Annotated in this window: 22 protein-coding genes; 14 read left to right on the forward strand and 8 right to left on the reverse strand. The window is 61.5% G+C overall.

Features of this window, described 5'->3' with window-relative positions; genetic code table 11:
* The first annotated feature begins 64 nt into the window (after window positions 1-64).
* Window positions 65-1,348: an arsenic transporter gene (locus AC1RME_RS21020; protein WP_273536029.1), complete on the forward strand. Its 1,284-nt coding sequence runs from the start codon at window positions 65-67 to the stop codon at window positions 1,346-1,348.
* Here AC1RME_RS21020 and AC1RME_RS21025 read toward each other — a convergent pair.
* The gene (locus AC1RME_RS21025; protein WP_273536031.1) at window positions 1,345-2,295 is read right to left on the reverse strand and encodes a DUF1853 family protein; all 951 of its coding nucleotides are present in this window, start codon (window positions 2,293-2,295) and stop codon (window positions 1,345-1,347) included. The genes AC1RME_RS21020 and AC1RME_RS21025 overlap by 4 nt on opposite strands.
* A gap of 116 nt (window positions 2,296-2,411) precedes the next feature.
* Between AC1RME_RS21025 and AC1RME_RS21030 the strand changes: the two genes are divergently transcribed.
* From AC1RME_RS21030 to pepN, 6 genes are read left to right on the forward strand one after another with little or no spacing between them, the layout of a single operon-like run.
* Window positions 2,412-3,302 carry an NAD(+) kinase gene (locus AC1RME_RS21030; RefSeq protein WP_085733063.1) on the forward strand — a complete coding sequence of 297 codons (891 nt, stop codon included), beginning with the start codon at window positions 2,412-2,414 and terminating at the stop codon, window positions 3,300-3,302.
* Window positions 3,299-4,273 carry a metallophosphoesterase gene (locus AC1RME_RS21035; protein ID WP_371858325.1) on the forward strand — a complete coding sequence of 325 codons (975 nt, stop codon included), beginning with the start codon at window positions 3,299-3,301 and terminating at the stop codon, window positions 4,271-4,273. Before AC1RME_RS21030 ends, AC1RME_RS21035 begins: the two co-directional genes overlap by 4 nt.
* Window positions 4,270-5,139, forward strand: coding sequence for a rhomboid family intramembrane serine protease (locus AC1RME_RS21040; protein ID WP_096820545.1), 870 nt, complete (start codon window positions 4,270-4,272; stop codon window positions 5,137-5,139). The genes AC1RME_RS21035 and AC1RME_RS21040 overlap by 4 nt, the downstream gene beginning before the upstream one ends.
* A 30-nt stretch (window positions 5,140-5,169) precedes the next feature.
* A complete protein-coding gene (locus tag AC1RME_RS21045) occupies window positions 5,170-5,430 on the forward strand; it encodes a YeaC family protein (protein WP_007956913.1) in 261 nt (86 codons plus the stop codon).
* Window positions 5,427-6,257 carry a DUF2797 domain-containing protein gene (locus AC1RME_RS21050; RefSeq protein WP_192560472.1) on the forward strand — a complete coding sequence of 277 codons (831 nt, stop codon included), beginning with the start codon at window positions 5,427-5,429 and terminating at the stop codon, window positions 6,255-6,257. Before AC1RME_RS21045 ends, AC1RME_RS21050 begins: the two co-directional genes overlap by 4 nt.
* A 10-nt stretch (window positions 6,258-6,267) precedes the next feature.
* The gene (pepN, locus tag AC1RME_RS21055) at window positions 6,268-8,925 is read left to right on the forward strand and encodes an aminopeptidase N (RefSeq protein ID WP_096820547.1); all 2,658 of its coding nucleotides are present in this window, start codon (window positions 6,268-6,270) and stop codon (window positions 8,923-8,925) included.
* 66 nt (window positions 8,926-8,991) lie between these two features.
* Here the strand turns inward: pepN and katG are convergent, their stop codons facing one another.
* Window positions 8,992-11,265, reverse strand: coding sequence for a catalase/peroxidase HPI (gene katG / locus AC1RME_RS21060; protein WP_493091707.1), 2,274 nt, complete (start codon window positions 11,263-11,265; stop codon window positions 8,992-8,994).
* Window positions 11,266-11,477: 212 nt separating this feature from the next.
* Here katG and AC1RME_RS21065 point away from each other — a divergent pair, with 212 nt between their 5' ends.
* The 3 genes from AC1RME_RS21065 (at window position 11,478) to AC1RME_RS21075 (ending at window position 15,896) form a co-directional block, all read left to right on the forward strand.
* Complete coding sequence (locus AC1RME_RS21065; RefSeq protein ID WP_096820549.1) at window positions 11,478-12,875, forward strand: alkaline phosphatase D family protein; 1,398 nt, start codon at window positions 11,478-11,480, stop codon at window positions 12,873-12,875.
* Between the two features lie 38 nt (window positions 12,876-12,913).
* Window positions 12,914-13,684 carry a hypothetical protein gene (locus AC1RME_RS21070; protein WP_096820550.1) on the forward strand — a complete coding sequence of 257 codons (771 nt, stop codon included), beginning with the start codon at window positions 12,914-12,916 and terminating at the stop codon, window positions 13,682-13,684.
* A gap of 181 nt (window positions 13,685-13,865) precedes the next feature.
* Window positions 13,866-15,896 (forward strand): TonB-dependent receptor, encoded by a 2,031-nt coding sequence (locus AC1RME_RS21075; RefSeq protein ID WP_493073387.1) that lies wholly within the window; start codon window positions 13,866-13,868, stop codon window positions 15,894-15,896.
* Window positions 15,897-15,953: 57 nt separating this feature from the next.
* On the opposite strand, the gene AC1RME_RS21080 is transcribed toward AC1RME_RS21075, so the two are convergent.
* Window positions 15,954-18,164, reverse strand: coding sequence for an LTA synthase family protein (locus tag AC1RME_RS21080; RefSeq protein ID WP_493091708.1), 2,211 nt, complete (start codon window positions 18,162-18,164; stop codon window positions 15,954-15,956).
* Between the two features lie 299 nt (window positions 18,165-18,463).
* Between AC1RME_RS21080 and AC1RME_RS21085 the strand changes: the two genes are divergently transcribed.
* Window positions 18,464-19,495 (forward strand): sterol desaturase family protein, encoded by a 1,032-nt coding sequence (locus AC1RME_RS21085; protein ID WP_493091709.1) that lies wholly within the window; start codon window positions 18,464-18,466, stop codon window positions 19,493-19,495.
* Here the strand turns inward: AC1RME_RS21085 and AC1RME_RS21090 are convergent.
* Window positions 19,476-19,919, reverse strand: a complete 444-nt coding sequence (locus AC1RME_RS21090) for a GFA family protein (RefSeq protein WP_493091710.1) — start codon at window positions 19,917-19,919, stop codon at window positions 19,476-19,478. The two genes, AC1RME_RS21085 and AC1RME_RS21090, sit on opposite strands and share 20 nt — an antisense overlap.
* 127 nt (window positions 19,920-20,046) lie before the next feature.
* Between AC1RME_RS21090 and AC1RME_RS21095 the strand changes: the two genes are divergently transcribed.
* Window positions 20,047-20,937: a LysR family transcriptional regulator gene (locus tag AC1RME_RS21095; RefSeq protein ID WP_096820555.1), complete on the forward strand. Its 891-nt coding sequence runs from the start codon at window positions 20,047-20,049 to the stop codon at window positions 20,935-20,937.
* A gap of 103 nt (window positions 20,938-21,040) precedes the next feature.
* The gene (locus AC1RME_RS21100; protein WP_493091711.1) at window positions 21,041-22,054 is read left to right on the forward strand and encodes an ABC transporter substrate-binding protein; all 1,014 of its coding nucleotides are present in this window, start codon (window positions 21,041-21,043) and stop codon (window positions 22,052-22,054) included.
* A gap of 60 nt (window positions 22,055-22,114) precedes the next feature.
* On the opposite strand, the gene AC1RME_RS21105 is transcribed toward AC1RME_RS21100, so the two are convergent.
* Together AC1RME_RS21105 and AC1RME_RS21110 are read right to left on the reverse strand one after the other, a co-directional pair.
* On the reverse strand, window positions 22,115-22,312 hold the full coding sequence (locus AC1RME_RS21105) for a helix-turn-helix transcriptional regulator (RefSeq protein WP_096820557.1): 198 nt from the start codon (window positions 22,310-22,312) through the stop codon (window positions 22,115-22,117).
* Window positions 22,309-22,683: a hypothetical protein gene (locus AC1RME_RS21110; RefSeq protein ID WP_096820558.1), complete on the reverse strand. Its 375-nt coding sequence runs from the start codon at window positions 22,681-22,683 to the stop codon at window positions 22,309-22,311. Before AC1RME_RS21110 ends, AC1RME_RS21105 begins: the two co-directional genes overlap by 4 nt.
* Before the next feature lie 266 nt (window positions 22,684-22,949).
* Between AC1RME_RS21110 and AC1RME_RS21115 the strand changes: the two genes are divergently transcribed.
* Window positions 22,950-23,366: an organic hydroperoxide resistance protein gene (locus tag AC1RME_RS21115; RefSeq protein WP_493091712.1), complete on the forward strand. Its 417-nt coding sequence runs from the start codon at window positions 22,950-22,952 to the stop codon at window positions 23,364-23,366.
* Window positions 23,367-23,449: 83 nt separating this feature from the next.
* Here AC1RME_RS21115 and AC1RME_RS21120 read toward each other — a convergent pair whose 3' ends face one another.
* Window positions 23,450-23,929, reverse strand: a complete 480-nt coding sequence (locus AC1RME_RS21120; RefSeq protein WP_493091713.1) for a copper chaperone PCu(A)C — start codon at window positions 23,927-23,929, stop codon at window positions 23,450-23,452.
* On the reverse strand, window positions 23,929-24,534 hold the full coding sequence (locus AC1RME_RS21125; RefSeq protein ID WP_096820560.1) for an SCO family protein: 606 nt from the start codon (window positions 24,532-24,534) through the stop codon (window positions 23,929-23,931). Before AC1RME_RS21125 ends, AC1RME_RS21120 begins: the two co-directional genes overlap by 1 nt.
* Window positions 24,535-24,555 lie beyond the last annotated feature (21 nt).

Genomic DNA, 24,555 nt, shown 5'->3' on the forward strand with positions numbered 1-24,555 from the left:
TTGACGGACGGGCAGGGTGCGCTTCCTCGATACCCATTCTGCCCCTGATCGAAGGTCGCTCTGCATGCTCACGGCTTCACTGATTTTCCTGCTGACCATCACCCTGGTGATCTGGCAACCCAAAGGCCTCGGGGTCGGCTGGAGTGCGACGTTCGGCGCGATTCTGGCGCTGATCTTCGGCGTAGTGCACCTGAGCGATATTCCGCTGGTATGGCAAATCATCTGGAACGCCACCGGCACTTTCGTGGCGCTGATCATCATCAGCCTGCTGCTCGACGAAGCGGGGTTCTTTGCCTGGGCTGCGTTGCACGTGGCGCGGTGGGGGCGGGGCAGCGGGCGCAAGCTGTTTGCCTTCATGGTGTTGCTCGGTGCGCTGGTATCGGCACTGTTCGCCAATGACGGCGCGGCGCTGATCCTCACGCCCATCGTGATTTCCATGCTGCTGGCGCTGCGGTTTTCCCCGGCGGCGACCCTGGCGTTCGTCATGGGCGCCGGTTTTATCGCCGACACCGCGAGCCTGCCGCTGGTGGTGTCGAACCTGGTCAACATCGTCTCGGCCGACTTTTTTCACATCGGTTTCAATCGCTATGCGGCGGTGATGGTGCCGGTGAACTTCGTCAGCGTCGCGGCCACGCTGGCGGTGTTGTTGTGGTTTTTCCGCCGCGACATTCCGGCAGCCTACGATCCCGAACAGCTTGAGCACCCGGAGACGGCCATTCACGACAAGGCCACGTTCTACGCCGGTTGGGCGGTGTTGCTGATTTTGCTGGTGGGCTGTTTTGCCCTGGAACCGCTGGGCATTCCGATCAGTGCGATCTCGGCCGTGTGCGCGGCGTTGCTGCTGGGCATCGCCGCTCGCGGGCACAAGATCTCCACGCGCAAGGTGATGAAAGAGGCACCGTGGCAGATCGTGATTTTCTCGCTGGGCATGTATTTGGTGGTCTACGGACTGCGCAATGCCGGGCTCACGGATCATCTGGCCGGCTGGCTGGATGTCTTTGCCGGGTACGGCGTGTGGGGCGCAGCCATGGGCACTGGTGTGCTGACGGCGTTGTTGTCGTCGATCATGAACAACCTGCCGACGGTGCTGATCGGGCTGTTGTCGATTGATGCCAGCCAGGCGACCGGTGTCGTGAAAGAGGCGATGATCTACGCCAACGTGATCGGCAGCGACCTGGGGCCGAAGATCACCCCGATCGGCAGTCTGGCGACCTTGCTCTGGCTGCATGTGCTGGAGCGCAAGGACATCCGGATCGGCTGGGGGTATTACTTCAGGGTCGGGATTGTGCTGACGGTGCCGGTGTTGCTGGTGACGTTGGCCGCGCTGGCGCTGCGGTTGAGCGTCTAACTCTGCCCGGGCACGTTCGGCCACAGATCCGAAACCAGAAACAACCGCTCGGCCTCTTCCCAGTCACCCCGGGCATTTTCGGTCAAGCGCACCATTAACTGCGCCGGGGCCAGCGGTTCGAGTTCATCGAGCCAGGCCTGTAAATGCTCGTGGCTCCAGGTCTGATCCGCCGGGTAATGCGCCGGCGCCAGCCACGCATGGCGGGGCAGGGGTTGCCAGCGTCCGGCCGGGCGCTGGGCGACAAATGCCGGCCAATCCTTTTGATGCAACCAGCTGCCGCGCAGGTGCTGCGGATGGGCGCCGTTCGGTGGTTCGGATTGCCCGGGCCATGGATACAGCAGATAACCGCCCAGCCACAACTGCGCACTGAACGTTCCGACATCCAGCGCCGCCAGCGCTTCGCGGCTTTCCGGGCGGGCGGAGATCGGCAACTGGTGTTCGCTCAGGTGGGCCAGTTTGCGGTCCAGTCGATCATGGCAACCCGGGCCGAGCCACTGCGCCGGATCACGGCCGTCGCCGTTCTGCGGGCCGAGGTAGAGTTTTATCGCCAGCTCCAGGTGATGCACGCCGTCGCGGTCGCGCAGCAGCATGTCGAGTTCGCCGAGGGTGTGCCCCTCGCGGCGGATCGGCAGGTTGGCGGCGATCAGTTCGATCCCCGGCGCATGCTCGACGGCGAACTGCCAGAGCCGTTCGTAATACAGGCCCAGACGCCGGGTGCGGGCCTGGGACAGCCAATGGAGCAGGCCGTAGCTGTCGCGGTCGAGTTCATGCAGCCAATGCGCGAGCCGTTCGGGATCGCGCACCCAATCGCTCCCGGCCAGCGGGTGGCGTTGCGGCCACGGTGTGGCGGCGAGCATCGGCGGGGCGAGGATCACCCACGCCAGATCGCGCACCTCCGGGTGACGCAACTGGTGGGGCAACTGGAGCAAATCGGGAAATAGGATCATCTTGCGAGCATAGCCTCAAACACGGTCGCCCCCTCGGGGCTGAAAGGATTTTGTCTATCCGGCGCTTTCGCCCATAATCGTCGTTTTCGCCGTTGCAGCCCCCCCGCAGGAGTCCCATGGAGCAATTTCGTAATATCGGCATCATCGGTCGCCTGGGCAGTTCCCAGGTGCTGGATACCGTCCGCCGACTGAAACGGTTTCTGCTCGATCGTCACCTGCACGTGATCCTCGAAGACACGATCGCCGAAGTCCTGCCCGGTCATGGCCTGCAAACTTCCTCGCGCAAGATGCTCGGCGAAGTCTGTGACATGGTCATCGTCGTCGGCGGTGACGGTAGCCTGCTCGGCGCCGCCCGGGCGCTGGCCAAACACAATATTCCGGTACTGGGCATCAACCGTGGCAGCCTTGGCTTTCTGACCGATATACGTCCCGATGAGCTGGAAGTCGAAGTCGCCAAGGTGCTCGACGGCCATTATCTGGTGGAAAACCGCTTCCTGCTGCAAGCCGAAGTCCGCCGCCACGGCGAAGCCATTGGCCAGGGCGACGCGCTGAACGACGTGGTGCTGCACCCCGGCAAGTCGACGCGAATGATCGAATTCGAGCTGTACATCGACGGGCAGTTCGTCTGCAGCCAGAAAGCCGACGGCCTGATCGTCGCCACACCGACCGGTTCCACGGCGTATGCGCTGTCGGCCGGTGGCCCGATCATGCATCCCAAGCTCGACGCCATTGTGATCGTGCCGATGTATCCCCATATGTTGTCCAGCAGGCCGATTGTGGTCGATGGCAACAGTGAGCTGAAAATCGTCGTGTCCAAAGATATGCAGATTTACCCGCAAGTTTCCTGTGACGGGCAGAACCACTTCACCTGCGCGCCGGGCGACACCATCACTGTCAGCAAGAAAGCGCAGAAGCTGCGGCTGATCCATCCGCTCGACCACAACTATTACGAAGTGTGCCGTACCAAGCTCGGCTGGGGCAGCCGCTTGGGGGGTGGAGGCGAGTGATGCTCGATCCCGCGCGTGGTTACGACCTGATCGGTGACGTGCACGGTTGCGCTCTGACCCTTGAGCACCTGCTCGACCGGCTCGGCTATCACAAACAGGCAGGCGTCTGGCGGCACCCCTCGCGTATGGCGGTGTTCGTCGGCGACATCATCGACCGCGGCCCGCGGATTCGCGAGGCGCTGCACATCGTCCACGACATGGTCGAGGCCGGTCAGGCGCTGTGCATCATGGGCAACCACGAGTTCAACGCGCTGGGCTGGAGCACGCCGGCGCCTCCGGGCAGCGGCAAGCAGTTCGTGCGTGAACACACGCCGCGCCATGCTCGTCTGCTGCACGAAACTCTGACTCAGTTCGAAGACCATCCCGGCGACTGGCACGACTTCCAGCAGTGGTTCTACAAACTGCCGCTGTTCGTCGACGCCGGACGCTTCCGGGTCGTGCATGCCTGCTGGGACGCCGGTCTGATCGAGCCGTTGCGCGCGCTGTTCCCCGATGGCTGCATCGATGAACACTTCCTCCAGGCGTCGGCCGTGCCGGGCAGTTTCGCCTGCACCGTGTTCGATCGCCTGCTGCGCGGCACCGACATGCGCCTGCCCGATGGCCTGACCATGACCAGCGGCGACGGCCTGGTGCGTTCGTTCTTCCGCACCAAGTTCTGGGAAGACGATCCGCAGACCTACGGCGACATCGTGTTCCAGCCCGACGCCTTGCCGGAACCGGTGGCGCAGAAGCCGTTGACGTCCAGCGAAAAGAATTCCCTGTTGCGCTACGGCGTCGATGAGCCTTTGCTGTTTGTCGGCCACTACTGGCGCAGCGGCAAACCGGCGCCGATCCGCCCGAACCTCGCGTGCCTGGATTACAGCGCCGTGCTCTACGGCAAACTGGTGGCTTATCGTCTGGATCAGGAAACCCGCCTTGATCCGCATAAATTTGTCTGGGTCGATGTCGAGCGGCCGGAGGTGCTGCGATGAGCGCGGTAGCGGTATTGCGTCTGCCATTGGCGGCGGACCTGAGCGGTTTCGTCAAACTGCTGCAACGGATGCAGGTGCCTCACCGCGTCAGCGAAGAGTCGGGCGAGCAGGTGCTGTGGGTGCCCTCGGAAATCAGCGACGACGTGCGTTCGCTGTATGAGCGCTTCCCGGCAGGAGACCCCGATCAGCAACTGGATATTCCGGTGGCGCCGACGTTCAAGCGTCCGAGCTTCGCCGAGCAACTGAAACATGCCAAGGCCACCGGGTTCATTCTGTTGCTGAGTCTGCTGGTCGGCGGGCTGACGTATCTGGGCGACAACCTCGACACGATGCGCTGGCTGACCTTCCTCGATTTCCGCGTAATCGGCGACTACATCCACTTCACGCCATTGGCCGACAGCCTGGCGGCGGGGCAGTGGTGGCGTCTGTTCACGCCGATGCTGATTCACTTCGGCATCCTGCACCTGGCCATGAACGGCATGTGGTACTGGGAACTGGGGCGGCGCATCGAGTCGCGTCAGGGCAGCGTCAACCTGATCGGCCTGACGTTGCTGTTCAGCCTGGTGTCGAACTATGCGCAGTTTGCGTGGAGCGGCCCGAGCCTGTTCGGCGGTCTGTCCGGCGTCCTTTACGGGTTGCTCGGTCACTGCTGGATCTTCCAGCTGCTGGCGCCGAACCCGGCCTATCGCCTGCCGCGCGGCGTGTTGGTGATGATGCTGGTGTGGTTGCTGGTGTGCATGTCCGGGCTGATCTCGATGATCGGTTTCGGCGAAATCGCCAACGCCGCCCACGTCGGCGGGTTACTCATCGGATGCTTCACCGGTTTGTTGGGCGGTTTGTATAACCGCCGTAAACTGGCCGCCTGAATTTTTTGGATAAAGAGCACGGAGACCCTGATGTCCTCTTTTAACGACCTGATCAAGAACATCACCCCGGATATCTACCAGAGCCTGAAACTGGCCGTAGAGATCGGCAAATGGTCCGACGGCGGCAAACTCACCGCCGAGCAGCGTGAACTGTCGTTGCAGGCGATGATCGCCTGGGAAATGCAGAACCTGCCCGAGGAAGAACGCACCGGTTACATGGGCCCGCAGGAGTGCGCGTCGAAGTCGATCGAAGTGCCGAACATCCTGTTCAAGTCGGACGCCATCCATTGATCGAGATTGGCCGCGGTGCAATCAGCAAAATGTCGGCGCGCCTGGACGGGCCGAACGTGCAATACGCGTTTCGTCTGGATGACGTCGAGGTGCCGGTCAACCCGTTGATCGGCACGACGGTGCGTCTGGAATATCTGGGGGCGATTCACTGCACCCATTGCGGGCGCAAGACCAAGACCAGTTTCAGTCAGGGTTATTGCTACCCGTGCATGACCAGACTGGCCCAGTGCGACGTGTGCATCATGAGTCCGGAGCGCTGCCACTTTGACGCCGGTACCTGCCGGGAACCGGAGTGGGGCGAGAAGTTCTGCATGACCGACCACGTTGTCTACCTGGCCAATTCGTCGGGGATCAAGGTCGGCATCACCCGCGCCACCCAGCTGCCGACCCGCTGGCTCGATCAGGGTGCCAGTCAGGCGCTGCCGATCATGCGCGTCGCCACGCGGCAGCAGTCCGGTTTCGTCGAAGACCTGTTCCGCAGCCAGGTGGCCGACAAGACCAACTGGCGCGCCTTGCTCAAGGGCGACGCGGCGGCGGTGGATCTGGCACAGGTGCGCGATCAGTTGTTCGACAGCTGCGCCGAAGGTCTGCAAGGCTTGCAGGAACGTTTCGGTCTGCAGGCGATTCAGCCGGTGACCGACGTCGAGCCACTGGAAATCCGTTACCCGGTCGAGCAGTACCCGGCCAAGATCGTCAGCTTCAACCTGGACAAGAACCCGATTGCCGAAGGCACGCTGTTGGGGATCAAGGGTCAGTACCTGATCTTCGACACCGGCGTGATCAACATTCGCAAGTACACGGCCTATCAGCTCGCCGTGCATCAATAAGGACTTCAGCATGCGCACCGAACAACCGAAGATGATTTACCTGAAGGACTATCAGGCGCCCGAGTACCTGATCGATGAAACACACCTGACCTTCGAGTTGTTCGAGGACCACAGTCTGGTCCACGCGCAACTGGTGATGCGCCGCAACCCGGCCCGTGGCCCGGGCCTGCCGCCGCTGGTGCTCGATGGCCAGCAGCTGGAGTTGCTCTCGGTGACCCTGGCAGACCAGGAACTGAGCGCTGACGATTACCAACTGACCGAGAACCACCTGACCCTGCAGCCGGCCAGCGAAACCTTCACGGTCGACACCAGCGTCAGGATCCACCCGGAAACCAACACCGCACTGGAAGGCCTGTACAAGTCCGGCACGATGTTCTGCACCCAGTGCGAGGCCGAAGGCTTCCGCAAGATCACCTATTACCTCGACCGCCCGGACGTGATGAGCAAGTTCACCACCACCGTGGTCGCCGAGCAGCACAGCTATCCGGTGCTGCTGTCCAACGGCAACCCGATTGCCAGCGGCCCCGGCGAAGACGGCCGGCACTGGGCGACCTGGGAAGACCCGTTCATGAAACCGGCTTACCTGTTCGCGCTGGTGGCGGGTGACTTGTGGTGCGTTGAAGACAGCTTCACCACCATGACCGAGCGCAACGTGGCGCTGCGCATCTATGTCGAGCCGGAAAACATCGACAAGTGCCAGCACGCCATGAACAGCCTGAAGAAGTCGATGCGCTGGGACGAAGAGGTCTACGGTCGCGAGTACGATCTGGACATCTTCATGATCGTCGCCGTGAACGACTTCAACATGGGTGCCATGGAGAACAAAGGCCTCAACATCTTCAACTCCAGCGCCGTGCTGGCCCGCGCCGAAACCGCCACCGACGCCGCGCATCAGCGGGTCGAGGCGATCGTCGCCCACGAATACTTCCACAACTGGTCGGGCAACCGCGTGACCTGCCGCGACTGGTTCCAGCTGTCGCTGAAGGAAGGCTTCACCGTATTCCGCGACGCCGGTTTCTCTTCCGACATGAACTCGGCCACGGTCAAGCGCATTCAGGACGTGGCGTACCTGCGTACCCATCAGTTCGCCGAAGATGCCGGCCCGATGGCCCACGCCGTACGCCCGGACAGCTTCATCGAGATTTCCAACTTCTACACCCTGACCGTGTACGAAAAGGGCTCGGAAGTGGTCGGCATGATCCACACCCTGCTGGGCGCCGAAGGCTTCCGCAAGGGCAGCGATCTGTACTTTGAACGTCATGACGGCCAGGCCGTGACCTGCGACGACTTCATCAAGGCCATGGAAGATGCCAACGGCGTCGACCTGACCCAGTTCAAGCGCTGGTACAGCCAGGCCGGTACGCCGCGTCTGGCGGTGAGCGAGTCGTACGATGCCGCCGCGAAAACCTACAGCCTGACCTTCCGCCAGAGCTGCCCGGAAACCCCGGACAAGGTTGAAAAACTGCCGTTCGTGATCCCGGTGGAACTGGGTCTGCTCGACAGCAAGGGCAATGAAATCGCCCTGCGTCTGGCTGGTGAAGCCTCGGCCCAAGGCACTACCCGAGTGATCTCGGTAACCGAAGCCGAGCAGACTTTCACCTTCGTCGACATCGCCGAACAGCCGCTGCCGTCCTTGCTGCGTGGTTTCTCGGCGCCGGTGAAACTGAGCTTCCCGTACAACCGCGACCAGTTGATGTTCCTGATGCAGCACGACAGCGACGGTTTCAACCGCTGGGATGCCGGTCAGCAACTGTCGGTGCAGGTGCTGCAAGAGTTGATCGGCCAACAGCAGAAGGGCGAAAGCCTGGTGCTCGATCCACGTCTGATTTCCGCTCTGCGCACTGTGCTGGCTGACCAGACGCTGGATCAGGCGATGGTCGCGGAAATGCTCTCGCTGCCAAGCGAGGCGTACCTGACCGAAATCAGCGAAACCGCCGATGTCGAGGCGATCCACACCGCTCGCGAATTTGCTCGTCAGCAACTGGCGGACAACCTGTTCGAAGCCCTGTGGCAGCGTTATCAGGCCAACCGCGAGCTGTCGAAAAAGACCCCGTACGTGGCCGAAGCCGAGCATTTCGCCCGTCGCGCGCTGCAGAACATCGCGCTGTCGTACCTGATGCTCAGCGGCAAGCCAGAAGTGCTGGCGGCAACACTGGAGCAGTTCGACGCCTGTGACAACATGACCGAGCGCCTCACCGCGCTGGCGGTGCTGGTCAACTCTCCGTTCGAAGACGAGAAGGCCAAGGCGCTGGCCAGTTTCGCCGAGCACTTCAAGGACAACCCGCTGGTCATGGATCAATGGTTCAGCGTGCAGGCCGGCAGCACCTTGCCGGGCGGTCTGGCACGGGTCAAAGCCCTGATGCAGCACCCGGCGTTCAACATCAAGAACCCGAACAAGGTGCGTGCACTGGTCGGTGCCTTCGCCGGGCAGAACCTGATCAACTTCCACGCGGCGGATGGTTCGGGCTATCGCTTCCTCGCGGATCTGGTGATCGAGCTGAACGGCTTCAACCCGCAGATCGCTTCGCGCCAATTGGCGCCGTTGACTCGCTGGCGCAAGTACGACAGCGCTCGTCAGGCGTTGATGAAAGCGGAGCTGGAGCGGATTCTGGCGTCGGGTCAGTTGTCCAGCGATGTGTACGAGGTGGTCAGCAAAAGCCTTGCCTGAAGTCTTTTCAGGGCAATAAAAAACGCCGCTCAATGAGCGGCGTTTTTGTGGGTGGGTAAAAAGCCCTTATGGGCGCAAATCAAACCGATCCAGGTCCATCACCTTCGCCCACGCGGCAACGAAGTCGTTGACGAACTGTTCCTTCGCATCGGAACTGGCATACACCTCCGCCAGTGCGCGCAGTACCGCGTTGGAACCGAACACCAGATCGACCCGGGTTGCCGTCCATTTCACGCCGCCGGTCTTGCGATCGCGACCTTCGAACTCATCCGCCGCTTTGGACGTTGGTTTCCACTCCACGCCCATGTCCAGCAAGTTGCGGAAGAAGTCGTTGGTCAGGGTGCCGGGTTTGTCGGTGAACACCCCGTGCTTCGTCTTGCCGACGTTGGTGTCCAGCACGCGCAGGCCACCGACCAGTACCGTCAGTTCCGGCGCCGAGAGCGTCAGCAGTTGTGCCTTGTCGATCAGCAACGCTTCGGCCGGTACGCGGTAAGTGTTGGCGGCGTAGTTGCGGAAGCCGTCGGTGTGCGGTTCAAGGAAGCCGAACGACTCGACGTCGGTCTGCTCCTGAGTCGCATCGGTACGGCCGGGCGAGAAGGGCACTGTGACCGAATGCCCGGCGTTTTTCGCCGCCTGTTCGACCCCGGCATTGCCGGCCAGCACGATCAGGTCCGCCAGCGAGACTTTCTTGCCCGACGCCCCGGCGTTGAACTCGTTCTGAATGCCTTCGAGGGCTTTGAGCACCTTGTCCAGTTGTTCGGGTTGGTTGGCCTGCCAGAAGCGTTGCGGTGCCAGACGCAGACGTCCGCCGTTGGCGCCGCCGCGTTTGTCCGAACCACGGAAGGTGGACGCGGACGCCCAGGCGGTGGAGACCAGTTCCGAAACGGACAGCCCCGACGCCAGCACTTTGCCTTTCAGTGCCCTGATATCGCTGTCGTCGACCAGTGGATGGTTGGCCTCGGGGATCGGGTCTTGCCACAGCAACTCTTCCTGTGGCATTTCCGGGCCGAGATAGCGTGACAGCGGGCCCATATCGCGGTGGATCAGCTTGTACCAGGCGCGGGCGAAGGCGTCGGCCAGTTGATCGGGATTGGCCAGGAAGCGCCGTGAGATCTTCTCGTAGGCCGGGTCGAAGCGCAGGGCCAGGTCGGAGGTGAGCATGGTCGGGTCGATGCGCTTGTTCGGGTCATGAGCATGGGGAATGGTGCCGGCCCCGGCGCCGTTTTTCGGTTTCCACTGGTGGGCGCCGGCCGGGCTCTTGGTCAGTTCCCACTCGAAGCCGAACAGGTTTTCCAGGTAGTTGTTGCTCCATTGGGTCGGGGTGGTGGTCCAGGTCACTTCCAGGCCGCTGGTGATGGTGTCGCCACCCTTACCGGTGCCGAAGGTGCTTTTCCAGCCCAGGCCTTGTTCTTCCAGGCCGGCGGCTTCCGGTTCCGGCCCGACGTTATCGGCAGGGCCGGCGCCGTGGGTCTTGCCGAAGGCGTGGCCACCGGCAATCAGGGCGACGGTTTCTTCGTCGTTCATGGCCATGCGGGCGAAGGTTTCGCGGATGTCTCGGGCCGAGGCCACCGGATCGGGATTGCCTTCGGGGCCTTCCGGGTTCACGTAGATCAGGCCCATCTGCACGGCGGCGAGCGGGTTTTCCAGATTGCGTTCGCCCTGGTTGGTGCGGCTCTGTTCATGGCCGTGCTCGGCGGGTTCGGCGACGAGGGTGCCGTCGCCCGGATCCTGCATGGCTTCGGGGTGTTTGCCGTAACGGGTGTCACCGCCCAGCCATTTGTTTTCCGAACCCCAGTAGACGTCTTCGTCCGGCTCCCACACATCGGGCCGGCCGCCGGAGAAACCGAAGGTCTTGAAGCCCATGGATTCCAGCGCGACGTTGCCGGTGAGGACGATTAGGTCGGCCCAGGAAATGTTGCGGCCATATTTCTGTTTGATCGGCCACAGCAGGCGCCGGGCCTTGTCGAGGCTGACGTTGTCCGGCCAGCTGTTGAGCGGGGCGAAGCGTTGCTGGCCGGAGCCGGCGCCGCCACGGCCGTCAGCGGTGCGATAGGTGCCGGCGCTGTGCCAGGCCATGCGGATGAAGAGCGGGCCGTAGTGGCCGAAGTCGGCAGGCCACCAGTCCTGGGAGTCGGTCATCAGCGCCGTCAGGTCGCGTTTCAGGGCCTGGAAATCCAGGCTTTTGAAAGCCTTGGCGTAGTCGAAGTCCTGGCCCAGCGGATCGGAGGCGGGCGAGTGCTGACTCAGGATTTTCAGGTTCAGTTGATTCGGCCACCAATCGCGGTTCGTCGTGCCACCGCCGGCGGCGTGATTGAACGGGCATTTCGATTCATTTGCCATGTTCGGGTCCTTATCAGGTCTTCTGCGGCCGGCTCGTGCCGACTTCGGATTAGTAAGGCTAGACCCGACTGGGAATGTCAGCTAATAGGCCGACTATTGGTGCCTGATAGGTAAAGTCTTTTACCGGTTGCTTCGACGGATTTGCTACTACGCTGATATCAGCAAGACGCAGCGCGGTTCGGGACACCCGACGTGATGACCAGGAGGTTCGCATGATGCTCTCTGCCCGTCCTTTGATCGGCCCACCGGGGATATTCCGGGTCTGGGTGGGTGCCTTTGGCGTAATCAATCCGCCGGTTCCCCGATTCACCATCGACGGTACGCCGGCTGCGACGGTGGGCCCGGCGGTGTTCTTCGAGGTGCGCGACAAGCAGCGCCAGGCCGGTTCCGGCAACAGTCCAGCCAATCATCAGGGCGTTTTCGAGCTGCAATCGCCGGGGGCCGGGGATCATGTGGTGGTTGTCAGCCTGGCGGGAGAAACGTCGTCCGTTCGCTTGCGGGAGATGCCCGCCCGGGTGACCGAACCGTTTGCCGGCGGTTTCACAATGCTGCTGGCCTCCTGTTATTACCAGAAGAACGACAAAGGCGCGCTCGCCAGCCTGCAATCGCGCCTCAAATCGCGCCCGGACATGGTGTTGCTGGCCGGTGATCAGGTGTACCTGGATTTGCCGCTTCACGAAGACCTTCCGGGAAACGAACCGGCGCTCTCACGGATGCTGGGCGACAAGTACGCTAAGCACTGGCTCTCGAGGGAAAAGCAGATCAACGGACTGGACCCGCTGTTGCAACTGGCGCCCACGGCCTGCATTCCCGACGATCACGAATACTGGAACAACGCGCCGCATTTCTCGCCCTGGCTGCCTTGCACCTATACCGCGCAGAGCCGGCAGATGCTCGCCAGTGCCGGGCGCAATCTGTATGAGGACTTTCAACTGGGCGGTGACCCCGCATCCCATCAAGGCGCGCAGCGAATCGAGGTCGATCCGCTGCGCATGATTTTGCTCGACACCCGTTCGGATCGCGATCCGGGCGGGGCTTACGATGGCCGGTACGGTTTGATGAGCAAGGCCACCGAAGACGATCTGGTGCAGTGGCAAAACGACCTGCTGAACGATCACCGCGCCGGCAAACTGACCATCGGCGTACTGGCCGCCGGACAGACGCTGTTTTCCAAGGCGCCGCCCTGGTACTCCGAATGGGCGGACTCGGATCTGCAGAGCTACGCGCAGTTCGGCATCATCCTTCGAGTGCTGCGCACGGTCTGCGAGGCGGGCATCCCGGTGGTGTTTCTCAGTGGCGATGTGCATTACAGCACCATCTCCAGAGCAACCTGGACCAAGACCGGACAGGAATGCCTGTTTGAAGTGGTCAGCTCGCCGGTTTGCCAGATCGATGGACCGCCGACCAAGGCCGACCCACCGGTTACGGATCTGGACGCCAAACGCTTCCAGACGAAATGGGTCGACCATTACTCAGGCAACGTCGTCCTGACGATCAACTTTTTGCGGGGAGGTGGCAGTGTCGACATGAACATCACCTTGTACCCGCTGGATGGCGGCAACCTGTCGCCTCGCGCTCTGGAGACGATTCGTCTCACCCCTCGGCATTGACCACGTTTTGCACAGGTTCGACTCAAGAGGTAAAAACCATGTTGAAAAATCGCAGTGGAAGCGGACGCAACCCGGAGATCGTCGAGCAGGAGCGCCGCCGGAGTGAGAGTAACGATGGGTGGCTGGAGCGTGCGTTCAAGGACCTCGGCCAGCCGGATCTGAAGAAAACCACCTTGCTCGTGCTGGCCGGGGGCAAGGATCAACTGGCCACGCGGGTGCGCATTGCCCAGTCGGCCCTGCGTAATGACCGGTTGCCGTCCTATTGGTCCGACTGCTTTCTGCTCAAGATCAAGGATGACGGCTTGTCAGGCGCCAAGGTCTTTCACGTGCCTTTGATCCAGCCGGCCAGACCGTTCGCGACCGAGCGCAACGGTGTGGTGGAGGAAGATCTGGCGTTTCTGTCGAACAAGGACGAATGGCCGAATTTGGCGTTGCTGGCATTTCCGGTCGATCAGCGCGACGTGGTGTCGAAGCTGAAAAGGTTCATGATCGATCGCAACAGCCTCGATGCCCTGGAGCACATTCTCAAATGGCTGGCGTATGCCTGGGGTGTTTCGCGAACCCCCAATCCGGTGCACGAAGACATGGGTTTCCCTTCGGCGTGCATGCTGGAGGTGGCGTTTTCCGCCGCTCAACTTGACCTGACGCCGGGCCTGGCTTCAAAGGTTTCCTGCCCCGAAGCGATCTGGAGCACGGCCTGTTACTGGCAGAAATACTACGAGCAGAGTCGTGGCGCGGTGCCTTTGGGAAGGTACGTGATCGGGCACACCTACGACATTGATGACGGCAGACCGAAAAGGGGGAAATGACCGGGTGCTCCTTTGGAAGACCCGTGCTTGAGCGGTTGTTGTAAGCATTGAGGCAAGAATCGTGATGGTCATTGGAAATGTTATTGTATAACATAAAAATGATTTCATCTGATCGATGTCACTGACCTGTCCGTGTGGCAGTGGCATCGATCCTTACTTTTCTGCCTTACGGAATTTAGAAATGCCTTCCCGTTTTCCCTCTTTCCAGCCAAGCCTGTTGGCGTCTGCGTTGCTGATCGCATTGCCCGCATTCGCCGCCGAACCCCTCGAACTGCAACCGCAAGTCATCACCGGCAATCCGCTGGGCAGCCAGAGCCTGGCTTCGCCCTCGACTGTGTTGAGCGGCGATGAGCTGACGCTGCAGCAGAAGGGCAGCCTGGGCGAAACCCTGAACAAACAGCCGGGCGTGTCGTCGTCCTACTTCGGGCCGGGCGCCAGTCGCCCGATCATTCGCGGGCAGGACGGCGACCGCATTCGCATTCTGCGCAACGGCGTCGGCGCGCTCGACGCCTCGTCGCTGTCCTACGACCACGCGGTGCCACTGGATCCGGTCAACGTCGAACGCATCGAAATCGTCCGTGGCCCGGCCGCGTTGCTCTACGGCGGCAGCGCGATTGGCGGGGTGGTCAACACCTTCGACAACCGCATCCCGACCGAAGCCATCGACGGCATCCACGGCGCCGGCGAGCTGCGCTACGGCGGCGCCGACACCACCCGCAGCAGCGCGGGGAAACTCGAGGCCGGCAACGGCCAGTTCGCCTTGCACCTGGACGCCAGCGCCCGCGAGTTCAATGACCTGAAAATCCCCGGCTACGCCAAAAGCAGCCGCGAACGGGCGGGCGACGATGGCGATTCCAGCAAGCATCGTCTGGCCAATAGCGACGGTCGTCAGGACGGCGGCGCGGTGGGCGGGTCTTACACTTGGGACGACGGTTATGCGGGGCTGTCGTACAGCAATTACGACTCCAATTACGGCTCACCGGCCGAAGACGACGTGCGGATTCGCATGCAGCAGGAGCACTACGCGTTCGCCTCGGAAATCCGCAACCTCGACGGCCCGTTCAGCTCGGTCAAGTTCGACGCCGGCTACACCGATTACCAGCACCGTGAGATCGAGGGCGGTGAGGTGGGCACCACGTTCAAGAACAAGGGCTACGAAGCGCGGGTCGAAGCCCGGCACCAGCCGTTGGGGCCGTTCAACGGGGTGATCGGCGCACAGGTCAGTCGCAATGAATTCTCGGCGCTGGGTGAAGAAGCCTTCGTGCCGCAGACCGACACCAACGCCGGTGCACTGTTCGTTCTGGAAGAGCTGCAAGCCACGGATCGTCTGCTGTTCACCCTTGGTGGTCGCCTGGAGCACACCACGGTCGACCCGGACGCCAAAGGCAACGAGCGTTTCGCCAATGCCGACCGCTCCAGCAGTTTCACCGCCGGCAGCCTGTCGTCCGGCGCGGTGTACACACTGACGCCGATCTGGTCGGTCGCCGCCACACTGGGCTACACCGAACGGGCGCCGACGTTCTACGAGCTGTATGCCAACGGTGCCCACGTCGCGACCGGTACGTATGAAGTCGGGGATGCGGGCCTGTCGAAGGAAAAAGCCGTCTCCAGCGATCTGGCGCTGCGTTTTGACAATGGCACGCACAAGGGCAGCGTGGGCGTGTTCTACAGCCACTTCTCCAATTACATCGGCTTGCTCGGCACCGGGCGTACGCTCAATGACGAAGGGGAAGAGGACGCGGGCGGAATTCCCGAATACGCCTATTCCGGTGTCCGTGCGCGCTTCAGCGGTATCGAGGCCCAGGATCGCTGGCAGCTCGGCGAGAGCGCCTACGGCAAGTTCGCGCTGGAATTGTCGGGCGACTACACCCGCGCCAAGAACCTCGACAACGGTCAGGATCTGCCGCGCATTGCGCCGCTGCGGTTGAACACCGGTCTGCTCTGGGAGCTGGATCGCTGGCAGGCGCGGATCGATGTGGAGCACGCCAGCTCCCAGCATCGGGTGCCGGACAATGAAAGCAGCACCGATGGCTACACCACGCTGGGTGCGAATGTGGGGTATCACTTTGATGTCGGCCAGAGCAAATGGCTGGCCTTCGTCAATGCCGAGAACCTGACCAACCAGACTGTGCGCTACGCCAGCTCGATCCTGCGCGACATTGCGCCGGCAGAAGGGCGAAGCATTCAGGTCGGGCTGCGCACCACGTTCTGATCGTTCCCCGCGATCTTGCGCCAGCGTCCCGCGAACCGCGCGACGCTGGCGTCGACATCAGCTCGACTGAGCGGTGTCGTCTTCCGGGAGTTCCTCCCGCAGATCCTGTTGCCCCGGCAGCTCGGTGATCACGCTGAAATCCGTGACCTCCACCGCCCCCAGCCCATAACCCAGCAAATGGAACGAGAAGGCCTTGCGCGGTTGCGGGTTGTCGAAGCTGAAATCCATTTCCAGCGGCTGGTCCGCCGTGGCGACCATTTCCGAAGGCAGGCCGAGTTGCACGTCCTGTTCGAACTCCTTGGCCTTGAGCTGGATGTACGCCGCCTGCTGCGGATCCATCGAGCGCACGGTCAGACGCACGCGGGTGTGCGAGCCCTTGGGCATTTCCAGGTATTGCGCGCCGATCAGGTTGTCGGCCCAGTCATCCTTGATCTGAGCTTGCAGCGGGATGATGTTGTCGCTGCCGAACTGATAGCGCTGGTTCAGCGGGGTGCGCAGCAGCGACAGGTCCAGCGCATCGGCGCGGGCCGCAATCTGACGGGCATTCTGGCCGCTGGCATTGCCCTTGAATGTCGCGCTTTCAGCGATGAAACCTTCGCTGGCGTAAGCGCGGCAACGTCGCGGCATGTCGCATTCGGTCAGGATGCCGTGGCCGTCGTGGTAGCGCAGCTTGCCGTTGGTGAACGACATGATTTCGCGCCCGGTGTCGTAGTCGCGAAACAGCGAGCGGCCGCTGAGTGCGGCGGGCACCGGCAGGTCAAAGTAGTCGAGAATCGATGCGCTCAAATCGACATGTCCGTAGACCCCTGCGTTCAGGTAGGGCAACTGGGCCTGTTCCGGCGCCAGGGTCAGGTTGAATCCCCAGGACGACGCCAGGCGCACTCCATCGATGCCATGGGATTCGTCCGACGTGATCACCACCAGCGTGTCTTTCAACACGCCCTGACGTTCGAGACCGCTGAGGAACTGGTCCAGGGCGTCGTCCAGATAGCCGACGGCGGCTTGTTTCGGCGTGTCGTAGCGTTGCAGGTAATCTTCCGGAGCGGAGTAGGGCTGATGGGTGCCGACGGTCAGCAGGGTCAGCATCCACGGCTTTTTCTGTTTCTTCAGTTGGCCGACGTAACCCAGCGCGCCTTCGAAGAACGCCTTGTCGTCCTTGCCCCACGGGAATTCCAGGTAGTTGGCGTTGGTGAACCACTCAAGGCCATGGGTCGCATCGAAGCCGATGTGCGGCATGATCTTGTCTTTGGCCATGAAGCGCAGGCCGGCGCCTTGCAGGTAGTGAGTGCTGAAGCCGTTCTGGCGCAATTGGGCCGGCAGGCAGGCCTGGTTGCGTTCGTTCTGGGTCAGCATTTCCACGCCTTTGGGCGTGCCGTTGTTCAACTTGTCGTAATCGCCGCAGAGCATGGCGTACAGGCCGCGAATGGTCTGGTGCGTGTGCAGCACGTAGTCCGGCGTGTTCATGCCGCGCTCGGCCCAGCGGCTGAGCTTGGGCATCAGGTCTTCCTGATAATGGCTGCCGATCGCCTCGCGATTGGCGCGGATGTAGGCGCCGGGAATGCCCTCGACGGTGACGATCAGGACATTGCGCGCCTGACCTTTGGCTGCCAGTAACGAGTGACCATTCAGGTCGAGGTCGGTGAGTCCGGCCATCGAGGGCGCTGGTGCTTCGCTGCCACCTTCCAGCCATTCCTCGGCCTGCATTTGTGCGTCGGCGACCTGCGCGGCGAGCAACTGATGCGGCAGGTTGTACAGGCGCCATGGGTCGGCGTCGCTCGGCGAAAGGTTTTGTGCGCCCCAATGGGCGGCGAACAGCAACACCGGTGCCGTCCACGCCGCGCGGGGCAGGGCCGGGGCGGGAGTCGCGCGGTTTGCCCACTGCGTCGCCAGCCACAGCAGCAGGGCCAGCAGCAATGTGCCGGCCACCGCCGGATGGGCAAAACCGCCGCCGGTGGAGTTCTCCACGAATTGCGGGTCGATCAGGTAATGCAGGTCCTGGGGATTGGGCAGGCGCCCGACCGCGCTGACCAGTTCAGCTGTCGCCACTGCCAGCAAGCCCCAGAACACCAGCACCGGCAGCCCCAGCCACCACGGCCGGCGATGCAGCAGGACCACCAGCAGGCTGCCGATGGCCAGGTCGGAAAGATAGCCGAACAGGCTCGACCAGCCGAGTGCCGCACGCAGGCACACCGGTACGATCAGTACCAGAAAAACCAGAGAGAGAAGACGGGCGTCGGGGTGCCGAAGCCGTTGAAAAAGAGCGCTCACAAAAAAGACCTTCCAGCCATCAAACCTTCATAAAAGTGTGCGCGATGATACCAAGGGTGGGCTGTCTGATCGCCCTTTTAAACGCGAAGCTGATCCGCTGTCGAACGGCTGTGCGATCACGGCGAAATGCCTGAGGCCCAGACCTGCGTTCATGTCAGGGGTGGCGGAAGGCTTTTTCCGGCGTACCGGAGCAGGGGATTAATTGTTTCAGGCTGTTTATTACGCCTTTGATCCCTTTCAGCTGCATTTGCGAAACGTTGCGATTTACAATGCCCGACCTCTGATGGAGACCTGCCTCCGTGGATGTCCTCACGCAACTCAACGCTTATCTGCACCGACTGCTGATCGAGCCGGTCGCCGAGCAGTTCTTCGGCCTGTTCGATCTGAACGGTCGTATCGGCGTGGCGTTTATCTTCACGTCCTATTGCGTGGCCTATGGTCTGTTCCGCTACAGAAAATCCCGAGGCCTGACCGAGGCCCCAACCTTCTGGCAGTTCCTTGGCGGCGGTCGCGTGCATGGGCATCGCTCGGCGTGGCTGGATTATCGCTACTACTTCATCAAGGGCATTCTGCGGGTCGCGCTGGTGTTGCCGGTCGTGGCGCTGGTCGATCCGCATATTCTGCGCTCGGGCGATTACGTGCAGTTTTTTAACCGGCTCTGGGGCGCCCGCGAGCAGGTCTCGGATCATCCCTCGATCGCATTGTTTTACGGCCTCGGCGTATTTGTGTTCAGGGACTTCCTGCACTACTGGATTCACCGCGCCTTTCATTCCCGTTTTCTGTGGGAATTTCATAAGGTCCATCATTCGGCACCGGTGCTGGTGCCGGCCACCGCCAGCCGCATTCACATCGTCGAATCGATCTTCGAACGAGTCGTCATCACCGCCGGCCTTGGCGCTTTTGCCGGCGTGGTCTGGTATGCCTGTGGCGGGGAGGTCAGCCGCTACACGCTGTTCGGCGTGACGTGGCTGGCACTGATCATCAACAGCCTGGGGGCCAATCTGCGGCACAGCCATGTCTGGCTGTCGTTCGGGCCGAAGGTCGAACACGTGCTCAACAGCCCGGCCCAGCACCAGATCCACCACAGCGACGCGCCGCGACATTTCAACAAGAATTTTGCAATCAACCTGTCGCTGTGGGACTGGATGTTCGGCACGTTGTACGTCACCACTTCAAAACCCGAAGTCTTGCGCTTCGGCACGGGCGAGCAAGACCGCACGCGTTATCTGACGCTGTACAGCCTGATCGTCACGCCGTTTGTGGACACCGCGAAACGCTTGTCGTCGAACGCCGACGGGCTCAGAACCAGGTTCAACCAGCGTACGCCATGAGGGCTTCGCCGAAGGCCTGCGGGGTCGGGTTTTGCGGCCAGCTCGGCAGCCCCTCGGGCAGCGTCAGCCAAGGTTGTTTGTGACTGACCCAGATGTGTGCCATCGGTTGCAGTGAGCGGCTTTCATCGAGCGTGCCGGCGCGCAGAACGCTCATCCCCGGTGCGGCCGTGGTGGTGTTGCACAGACGCGTATGGCAGACACTGCACAGCTGATGTTCGGCGTGTTGCCCATTGAGATCGTAGGCATAAGTGGCCAACGGTCCGGTCAGCGTCAGGGCGTCGGTGGGCAGCAGGGCATGCAGTGCAAAGGCACTGCCGCTCCAGGTCTGGCAATCCGTGCAATGGCAGGCGTAGATGGCCGGCGGCACTTCGGTGTTCAACTGATAACGGACGGCACTGCAGCGACATTGGCCGGTGAGTGTCATGGGCAAGGCTCCTTCAACTGCGGGTTCGATGCCGGGCGCAAGGCCCGTGCGGTATGCTCGCGCAGCATGCCGCAGACCCCGGTGAATGAACATCGGCCAAAACTGCCCAACCGCTCACAGGAAATGTATGAACGCTCCACAACTTCATTGGGAAACCCAGCGCGCCTTTCTCGCGGTACTGCGCACCGGCAGTCTGTCGGGCGCCGCGCGCTTGCTGGGCATTGCCCAGGCCACGGCACGGCGGCGGATCGAGGCGCTGGAGCAGAGTGTCGGCGTCAGCCTGTTCATTCGCTCACCCTCGGGGCTGTTGCCGACCGAGACTGCCAGGGAGTTGATCGGTCACGTCGAAGCCATGGCCCTGGCCGCCAATGCTTTCAACCGCGCCGCTTCCGCTGACGTGGCGCAAACCAGCGGCACCGTGCGCCTGACCGCCGGCAAGCTGTTGGGCGTCGAGATCCTGCCGCCGATGTTGCGCCGCCTGCGTCAGCAACACCCGCAATTGGCGCTGGAATTGAACGTGTCGAATCGTCTGCAAACCCTCTCACAGCAGGAGGCCGACGTAGCCGTGCGCATCCGCCGTCCGACCGAAGCTTCGGTGGTAGCGCGCAAGGTCGGCGATCTGCACGTGGGCCTCTACGCCACACCCGAATTGCTGGCGGAGCAGGGCGTGCCTGAAACGGCTGAGGACTTGCGCCGGTTTCCGCTGATCGGCCCGGATCGTCATGGGGGCGAGATCGAGTTTCTATGTGCGCGCGGCTTCGATTGTTCGGCAGAGCACACGGCCATCCGCACCGATGATCATCTGGCGCAATGGGCGGCGTTGCGCGCGGGTCTGGGGATTGGCGTGAGTTTTCGGCAACTGGCCCAGCGACATGGACTGGTGCGAGTCCTGCCCGGTCAGGTGGACTTTACGGTGGATGTGTGGATTGCAATGCATCAGGACATGCGCCGGGTGCAACGGGTTTCAGCGGTGTTCGATGGCTTGGGAGCGGACTTGCAGGTTTTTCTGGAAGCCTGATTTTCAGATGATATCAATATGCGATAACGGTATTTAAATTTCGTTTTTTATAGCGATAGAGTCCGGCCTCACAGATTTCCCAGAAAATCACTGCGAGGTTGTCATGGCCCTACCGTTCAAACGTTCTGCACTGACGCTGCTGGCGGCTTCGTTGGCTGGCGCTCTGCTCGGCAACACTGCTCAAGCCGAAGGCAAGATCAGCATCGCCCAGCAATTCGGTATCGGTTATCTGATTCTGGATGTGGTGCGCGATCAGCACCTGATCGAGAAGCACGGCAAGGCTCAGGGGCTGGACATCAAGGTCGACTGGAACAGCATTTCCGGCGCTACCGCCATGAACGAAGCGCTGCTGACCGGATCGCTGGATGTGGTCTCGGCCGGCGTGCCACCGATGCTCACTGTGTGGGATCGCACCAAGGGCAAACAGAACGTCAAGGCCATCGCTTCGCTGGGCTCGATGCCCAACTACCTGCTGACCAATAACCCGAACGTGAAAACCCTCCAGGACTTCAGCGACAAGGATCGCATCGCCGTGCCGGCGGCGGGCGTGGGTTTCCAGTCCCGCACGCTGCAGATCGAAACGGCCAAAGAATTCGGTAATGACCAATACAAGAAATTCGACGACATCTCCGTCAGCCTGCCGCACCCGGATGCCACGGCCGCGTTGATCGCCGGCGGCTCGGAAATCAACGCACATTTCTCCAGTCCGCCATTCCAGTACCAGGCGTTGCAGAATCCCAACGTGCATAAAGTGCTGAGTTCCTACGATGTGCTCGGCGGCCAGGCCACCTTCAACGTGCTGTACACCACGGAAAAATTTCACGACGAAAACCCGAAAACCTACAGGGCGTTCTACGACGCACTGGTCGAGGCCGAGCAGATCATCAAGGCCGACAAGCCTGCGGCCGCACAAGCTTACATTCGTGTTGAACAGTCGAAGTTGCCGTTGGCGCTGGTGGAGAAAATCGTTACCGATCCGGAAATCGATTTCACCGTGGTACCGCAACGCACCTACATATATGCAGAGAAGTTGCAGGAGCTGGGTGTGCTGAAAAACAAGGCGGACAGCTGGAAGGATTATTTCTTTGAAGAGGCGCATGGCGGGGCGGGGAGTTGAACAGTCGTCATTTGTGAACAGTCCGCCCGGCAGCCTGTGCTGACGGGCGGACTTTTCGTATCAACTCACCGAGTCATCAAAGATGCTCTCAATCGGCATCTCGAACGCCCGGGCAATCTGGAACGCCAAAGGCAGGCTCGGGTCGTAGCGTTCGTTTTCAATCGCATTGATGGTCTGGCGCGAAACGTTCAGACGTTCGGCCAGATCCACCTGTGACCATTTGCGCTCGGCGCGCAGTTCCTTGAGGCGGTTCTTCATTGGTAGCGGCGCCGGGCGATGCGCAGGCCGATCATCCACATAGCGCCCATCACCGGCCAGACCCACAACCACGGGATATGCGGGGCGCCCACCGTTTCCAGAAAACCGTAAGTGAAGGTCAGCAGGGCCGATGCGGCGAATGCAAAGCCGAGGGCTTCGAACTGGATACGCAGATACATTTCGTCGAGACGTCGCATGTCGCGTACGACCGTCCAGCAGAACAAGCCGACCGGAATCATCGGCATCAGCACGATGACGCCGCGCAGGTAAGCGTTGGCATCCGCCAGATAAATCAACGCGAATTGCGATGCCAGCAGCACCACTGCGTACAGAACCATTGCCGCAGCCATCTCTCGGTTGAATCGGTTCATGTCCAAACTCCTATGTAAAAGACGCTTTACATAGTCGCTTAAGATATTTCCGATGTAAAGCATGCTTTCCATAAGGGTCGTGCCCGATAACTTCTCTGCATTCATTGGCCGGATAACGAAGGCGGTTGCCCGCACGTCCGCTGCCCGGGTGAGCAGTAAACTCGCGTCTATAGTGAGAGGGCTGTGTGAAACGGGTTGGCGCACCTCAAGGCTGCGACGGGAGGCGCCGAGTGAACAATCTGCTGTTATTCATTCAGGAGATCGCCATGAGCCAGATCGAAAAAGTCCTCTACACCGCAAAGACCCACACCACCGGCGGACGTGACGGGGCGTCGCGCAGTTCCGACGGGATTCTCGATGTCAAATTGTCGTCCCCCGGCTCCAACGGCGGTGGGACCAATCCGGAACAACTGTTCGCTGCCGGCTGGTCGGCGTGCTTCATCGGCGCGATGAAAGCGGTGGCGGGGCAGCAGAAAATCAGCCTGCCAGCGGACCTTGCGGTGGATGCCGAAGTAGACCTGGGCACCAACTCGGGAGGGTATCTGTTGCAGGCACGGCTCAAAGTGAGCCTGCCGGGCATGGAACGCGGCGCGGCGCAGCAACTGGTGGATGCGGCGCATCAGGTGTGCCCGTACTCCAAGGCCACGCGCAACAATATCGAAGTCGAGTTGAAACTGGTCTGACATCCAGATGCAAACGGGGCGGCATGATCGTCGATCATGCCGCCCCGTTGGTTTTTTGAAGCCGTAAATCTGTCAGTCAGCGATCAATGCATCTTGCTGTGATCGTGGCCTTCCATGTTGGTCAGCGAGCGCACCGGCGCCTGGACTTCGATGGCTTGTTTCTCGCCCTTGGCGTTTTCGACGGTCAGGGTCAGCGGCACGTTGTCGCCTTCCTTCAGTTGACCGTTCAGGCCCATCAGCATCACGTGGTAGCCGTTCGGATCGAACTTCACAGCCTTGCCGGCCGGCAGGTCGACCGAGTTGACCGGGCCCATGCTCATCACGTCGTTCTTCATGGTCATTTCGTGGATCTGCACGTCCTTGGCCACCGGCGATGCGACGCTCAGCAGCTTGCTGTCGCTGTCGGCGGTGACGGTCATGAACGCGCCGCTGGCCGACTGGCTTGGCACGGTTGCACGCACCCAGGCGTCATCGACCTTGGTCTGCGCCGAAGCCTGGAAAGCCAGACCCAGCAGGGACAGGCCCAGAGCAGCACGTTTGATGTTGTTCAGAAAAGGGTTCATCAGCAGACCTCCATGACGGTAAGCAAGTCTTCCGTACACTCTTGTGCAGAAAGCGATTGGGACAGACCCACGCGCAGGTTGCCGCGGGTGTCGTAGACATAACTGGTAGACGTGTGCGACAGGGTGTAGGTGTCGCCGGCAGGGACTTTTTCGTAGAAGACGTCGAATTCCTTGGCGGTGGCCTTGGTTTCCTCAAGGGTGCCGTACAGGGCGACGAAGCTCGGGTCGAAGGTCTTGACGTAGGCGTCGAGGATTTGCGGCGTGTCGCGTTCCGGGTCGAGGGTGATGAACACCACTTGCAGGATGTCGCCATCCTTGCCCATCAGCTTCTTGATTTTTGCCGCGCGGGCCAGTGTCGTCGGGCAGACGGCCGGGCACTGGGTGAAACCGAAGAAGATCATCGGCATCAGGCCGCGAAAGCTCGACAGCGACACGGTGTTGCCTTCGGTGTCCTTGAGCTTGAAGGTGCGTCCGAGGATCTTGTCACTCAGATCCTTGCCGTACTTGTACGACAGTTGGCCACGGGTGTCGCAGCCGGCGAGCAGGCCCAGACCAAGCACGCCCATTCCCGCAAGCACCTTGCGGCGAGTCAACAAAGCCGTCATCTAATACCGCCCTTTGCAGCC

This window comes from Pseudomonas sp. GW822-FHT03F08, assembly GCF_058801265.1.

Bases quoted from the DNA above. Each gene is read 5' to 3' on its own strand.
- AC1RME_RS21020 (WP_273536029.1), top strand. From the start codon at position 65: ATGCTCACGGCTTCACTGATTTTCCTGCTGACCATCACCCTGGTGATC.
- AC1RME_RS21025 (WP_273536031.1), bottom strand. From the start codon at position 2,295: ATGATCCTATTTCCCGATTTGCTCCAGTTGCCCCACCAGTTGCGTCAC.
- AC1RME_RS21030 (WP_085733063.1), top strand. From the start codon at position 2,412: ATGGAGCAATTTCGTAATATCGGCATCATCGGTCGCCTGGGCAGTTCC.
- AC1RME_RS21040 (WP_096820545.1), top strand. From the start codon at position 4,270: ATGAGCGCGGTAGCGGTATTGCGTCTGCCATTGGCGGCGGACCTGAGC.
- AC1RME_RS21045 (WP_007956913.1), top strand. From the start codon at position 5,170: ATGTCCTCTTTTAACGACCTGATCAAGAACATCACCCCGGATATCTAC.
- pepN (WP_096820547.1), top strand. From the start codon at position 6,268: ATGCGCACCGAACAACCGAAGATGATTTACCTGAAGGACTATCAGGCG.
- katG (WP_493091707.1), bottom strand. From the start codon at position 11,265: ATGGCAAATGAATCGAAATGCCCGTTCAATCACGCCGCCGGCGGTGGC.
- AC1RME_RS21065 (WP_096820549.1), top strand. From the start codon at position 11,478: ATGATGCTCTCTGCCCGTCCTTTGATCGGCCCACCGGGGATATTCCGG.
- AC1RME_RS21070 (WP_096820550.1), top strand. From the start codon at position 12,914: ATGTTGAAAAATCGCAGTGGAAGCGGACGCAACCCGGAGATCGTCGAG.
- AC1RME_RS21075 (WP_493073387.1), top strand. From the start codon at position 13,866: ATGCCTTCCCGTTTTCCCTCTTTCCAGCCAAGCCTGTTGGCGTCTGCG.
- AC1RME_RS21090 (WP_493091710.1), bottom strand. From the start codon at position 19,919: ATGACACTCACCGGCCAATGTCGCTGCAGTGCCGTCCGTTATCAGTTG.
- AC1RME_RS21095 (WP_096820555.1), top strand. From the start codon at position 20,047: ATGAACGCTCCACAACTTCATTGGGAAACCCAGCGCGCCTTTCTCGCG.
- AC1RME_RS21100 (WP_493091711.1), top strand. From the start codon at position 21,041: ATGGCCCTACCGTTCAAACGTTCTGCACTGACGCTGCTGGCGGCTTCG.
- AC1RME_RS21105 (WP_096820557.1), bottom strand. From the start codon at position 22,312: ATGAAGAACCGCCTCAAGGAACTGCGCGCCGAGCGCAAATGGTCACAG.
- AC1RME_RS21110 (WP_096820558.1), bottom strand. From the start codon at position 22,683: ATGAACCGATTCAACCGAGAGATGGCTGCGGCAATGGTTCTGTACGCA.
- AC1RME_RS21115 (WP_493091712.1), top strand. From the start codon at position 22,950: ATGAGCCAGATCGAAAAAGTCCTCTACACCGCAAAGACCCACACCACC.
- AC1RME_RS21120 (WP_493091713.1), bottom strand. From the start codon at position 23,929: ATGAACCCTTTTCTGAACAACATCAAACGTGCTGCTCTGGGCCTGTCC.
- AC1RME_RS21125 (WP_096820560.1), bottom strand. From the start codon at position 24,534: ATGACGGCTTTGTTGACTCGCCGCAAGGTGCTTGCGGGAATGGGCGTG.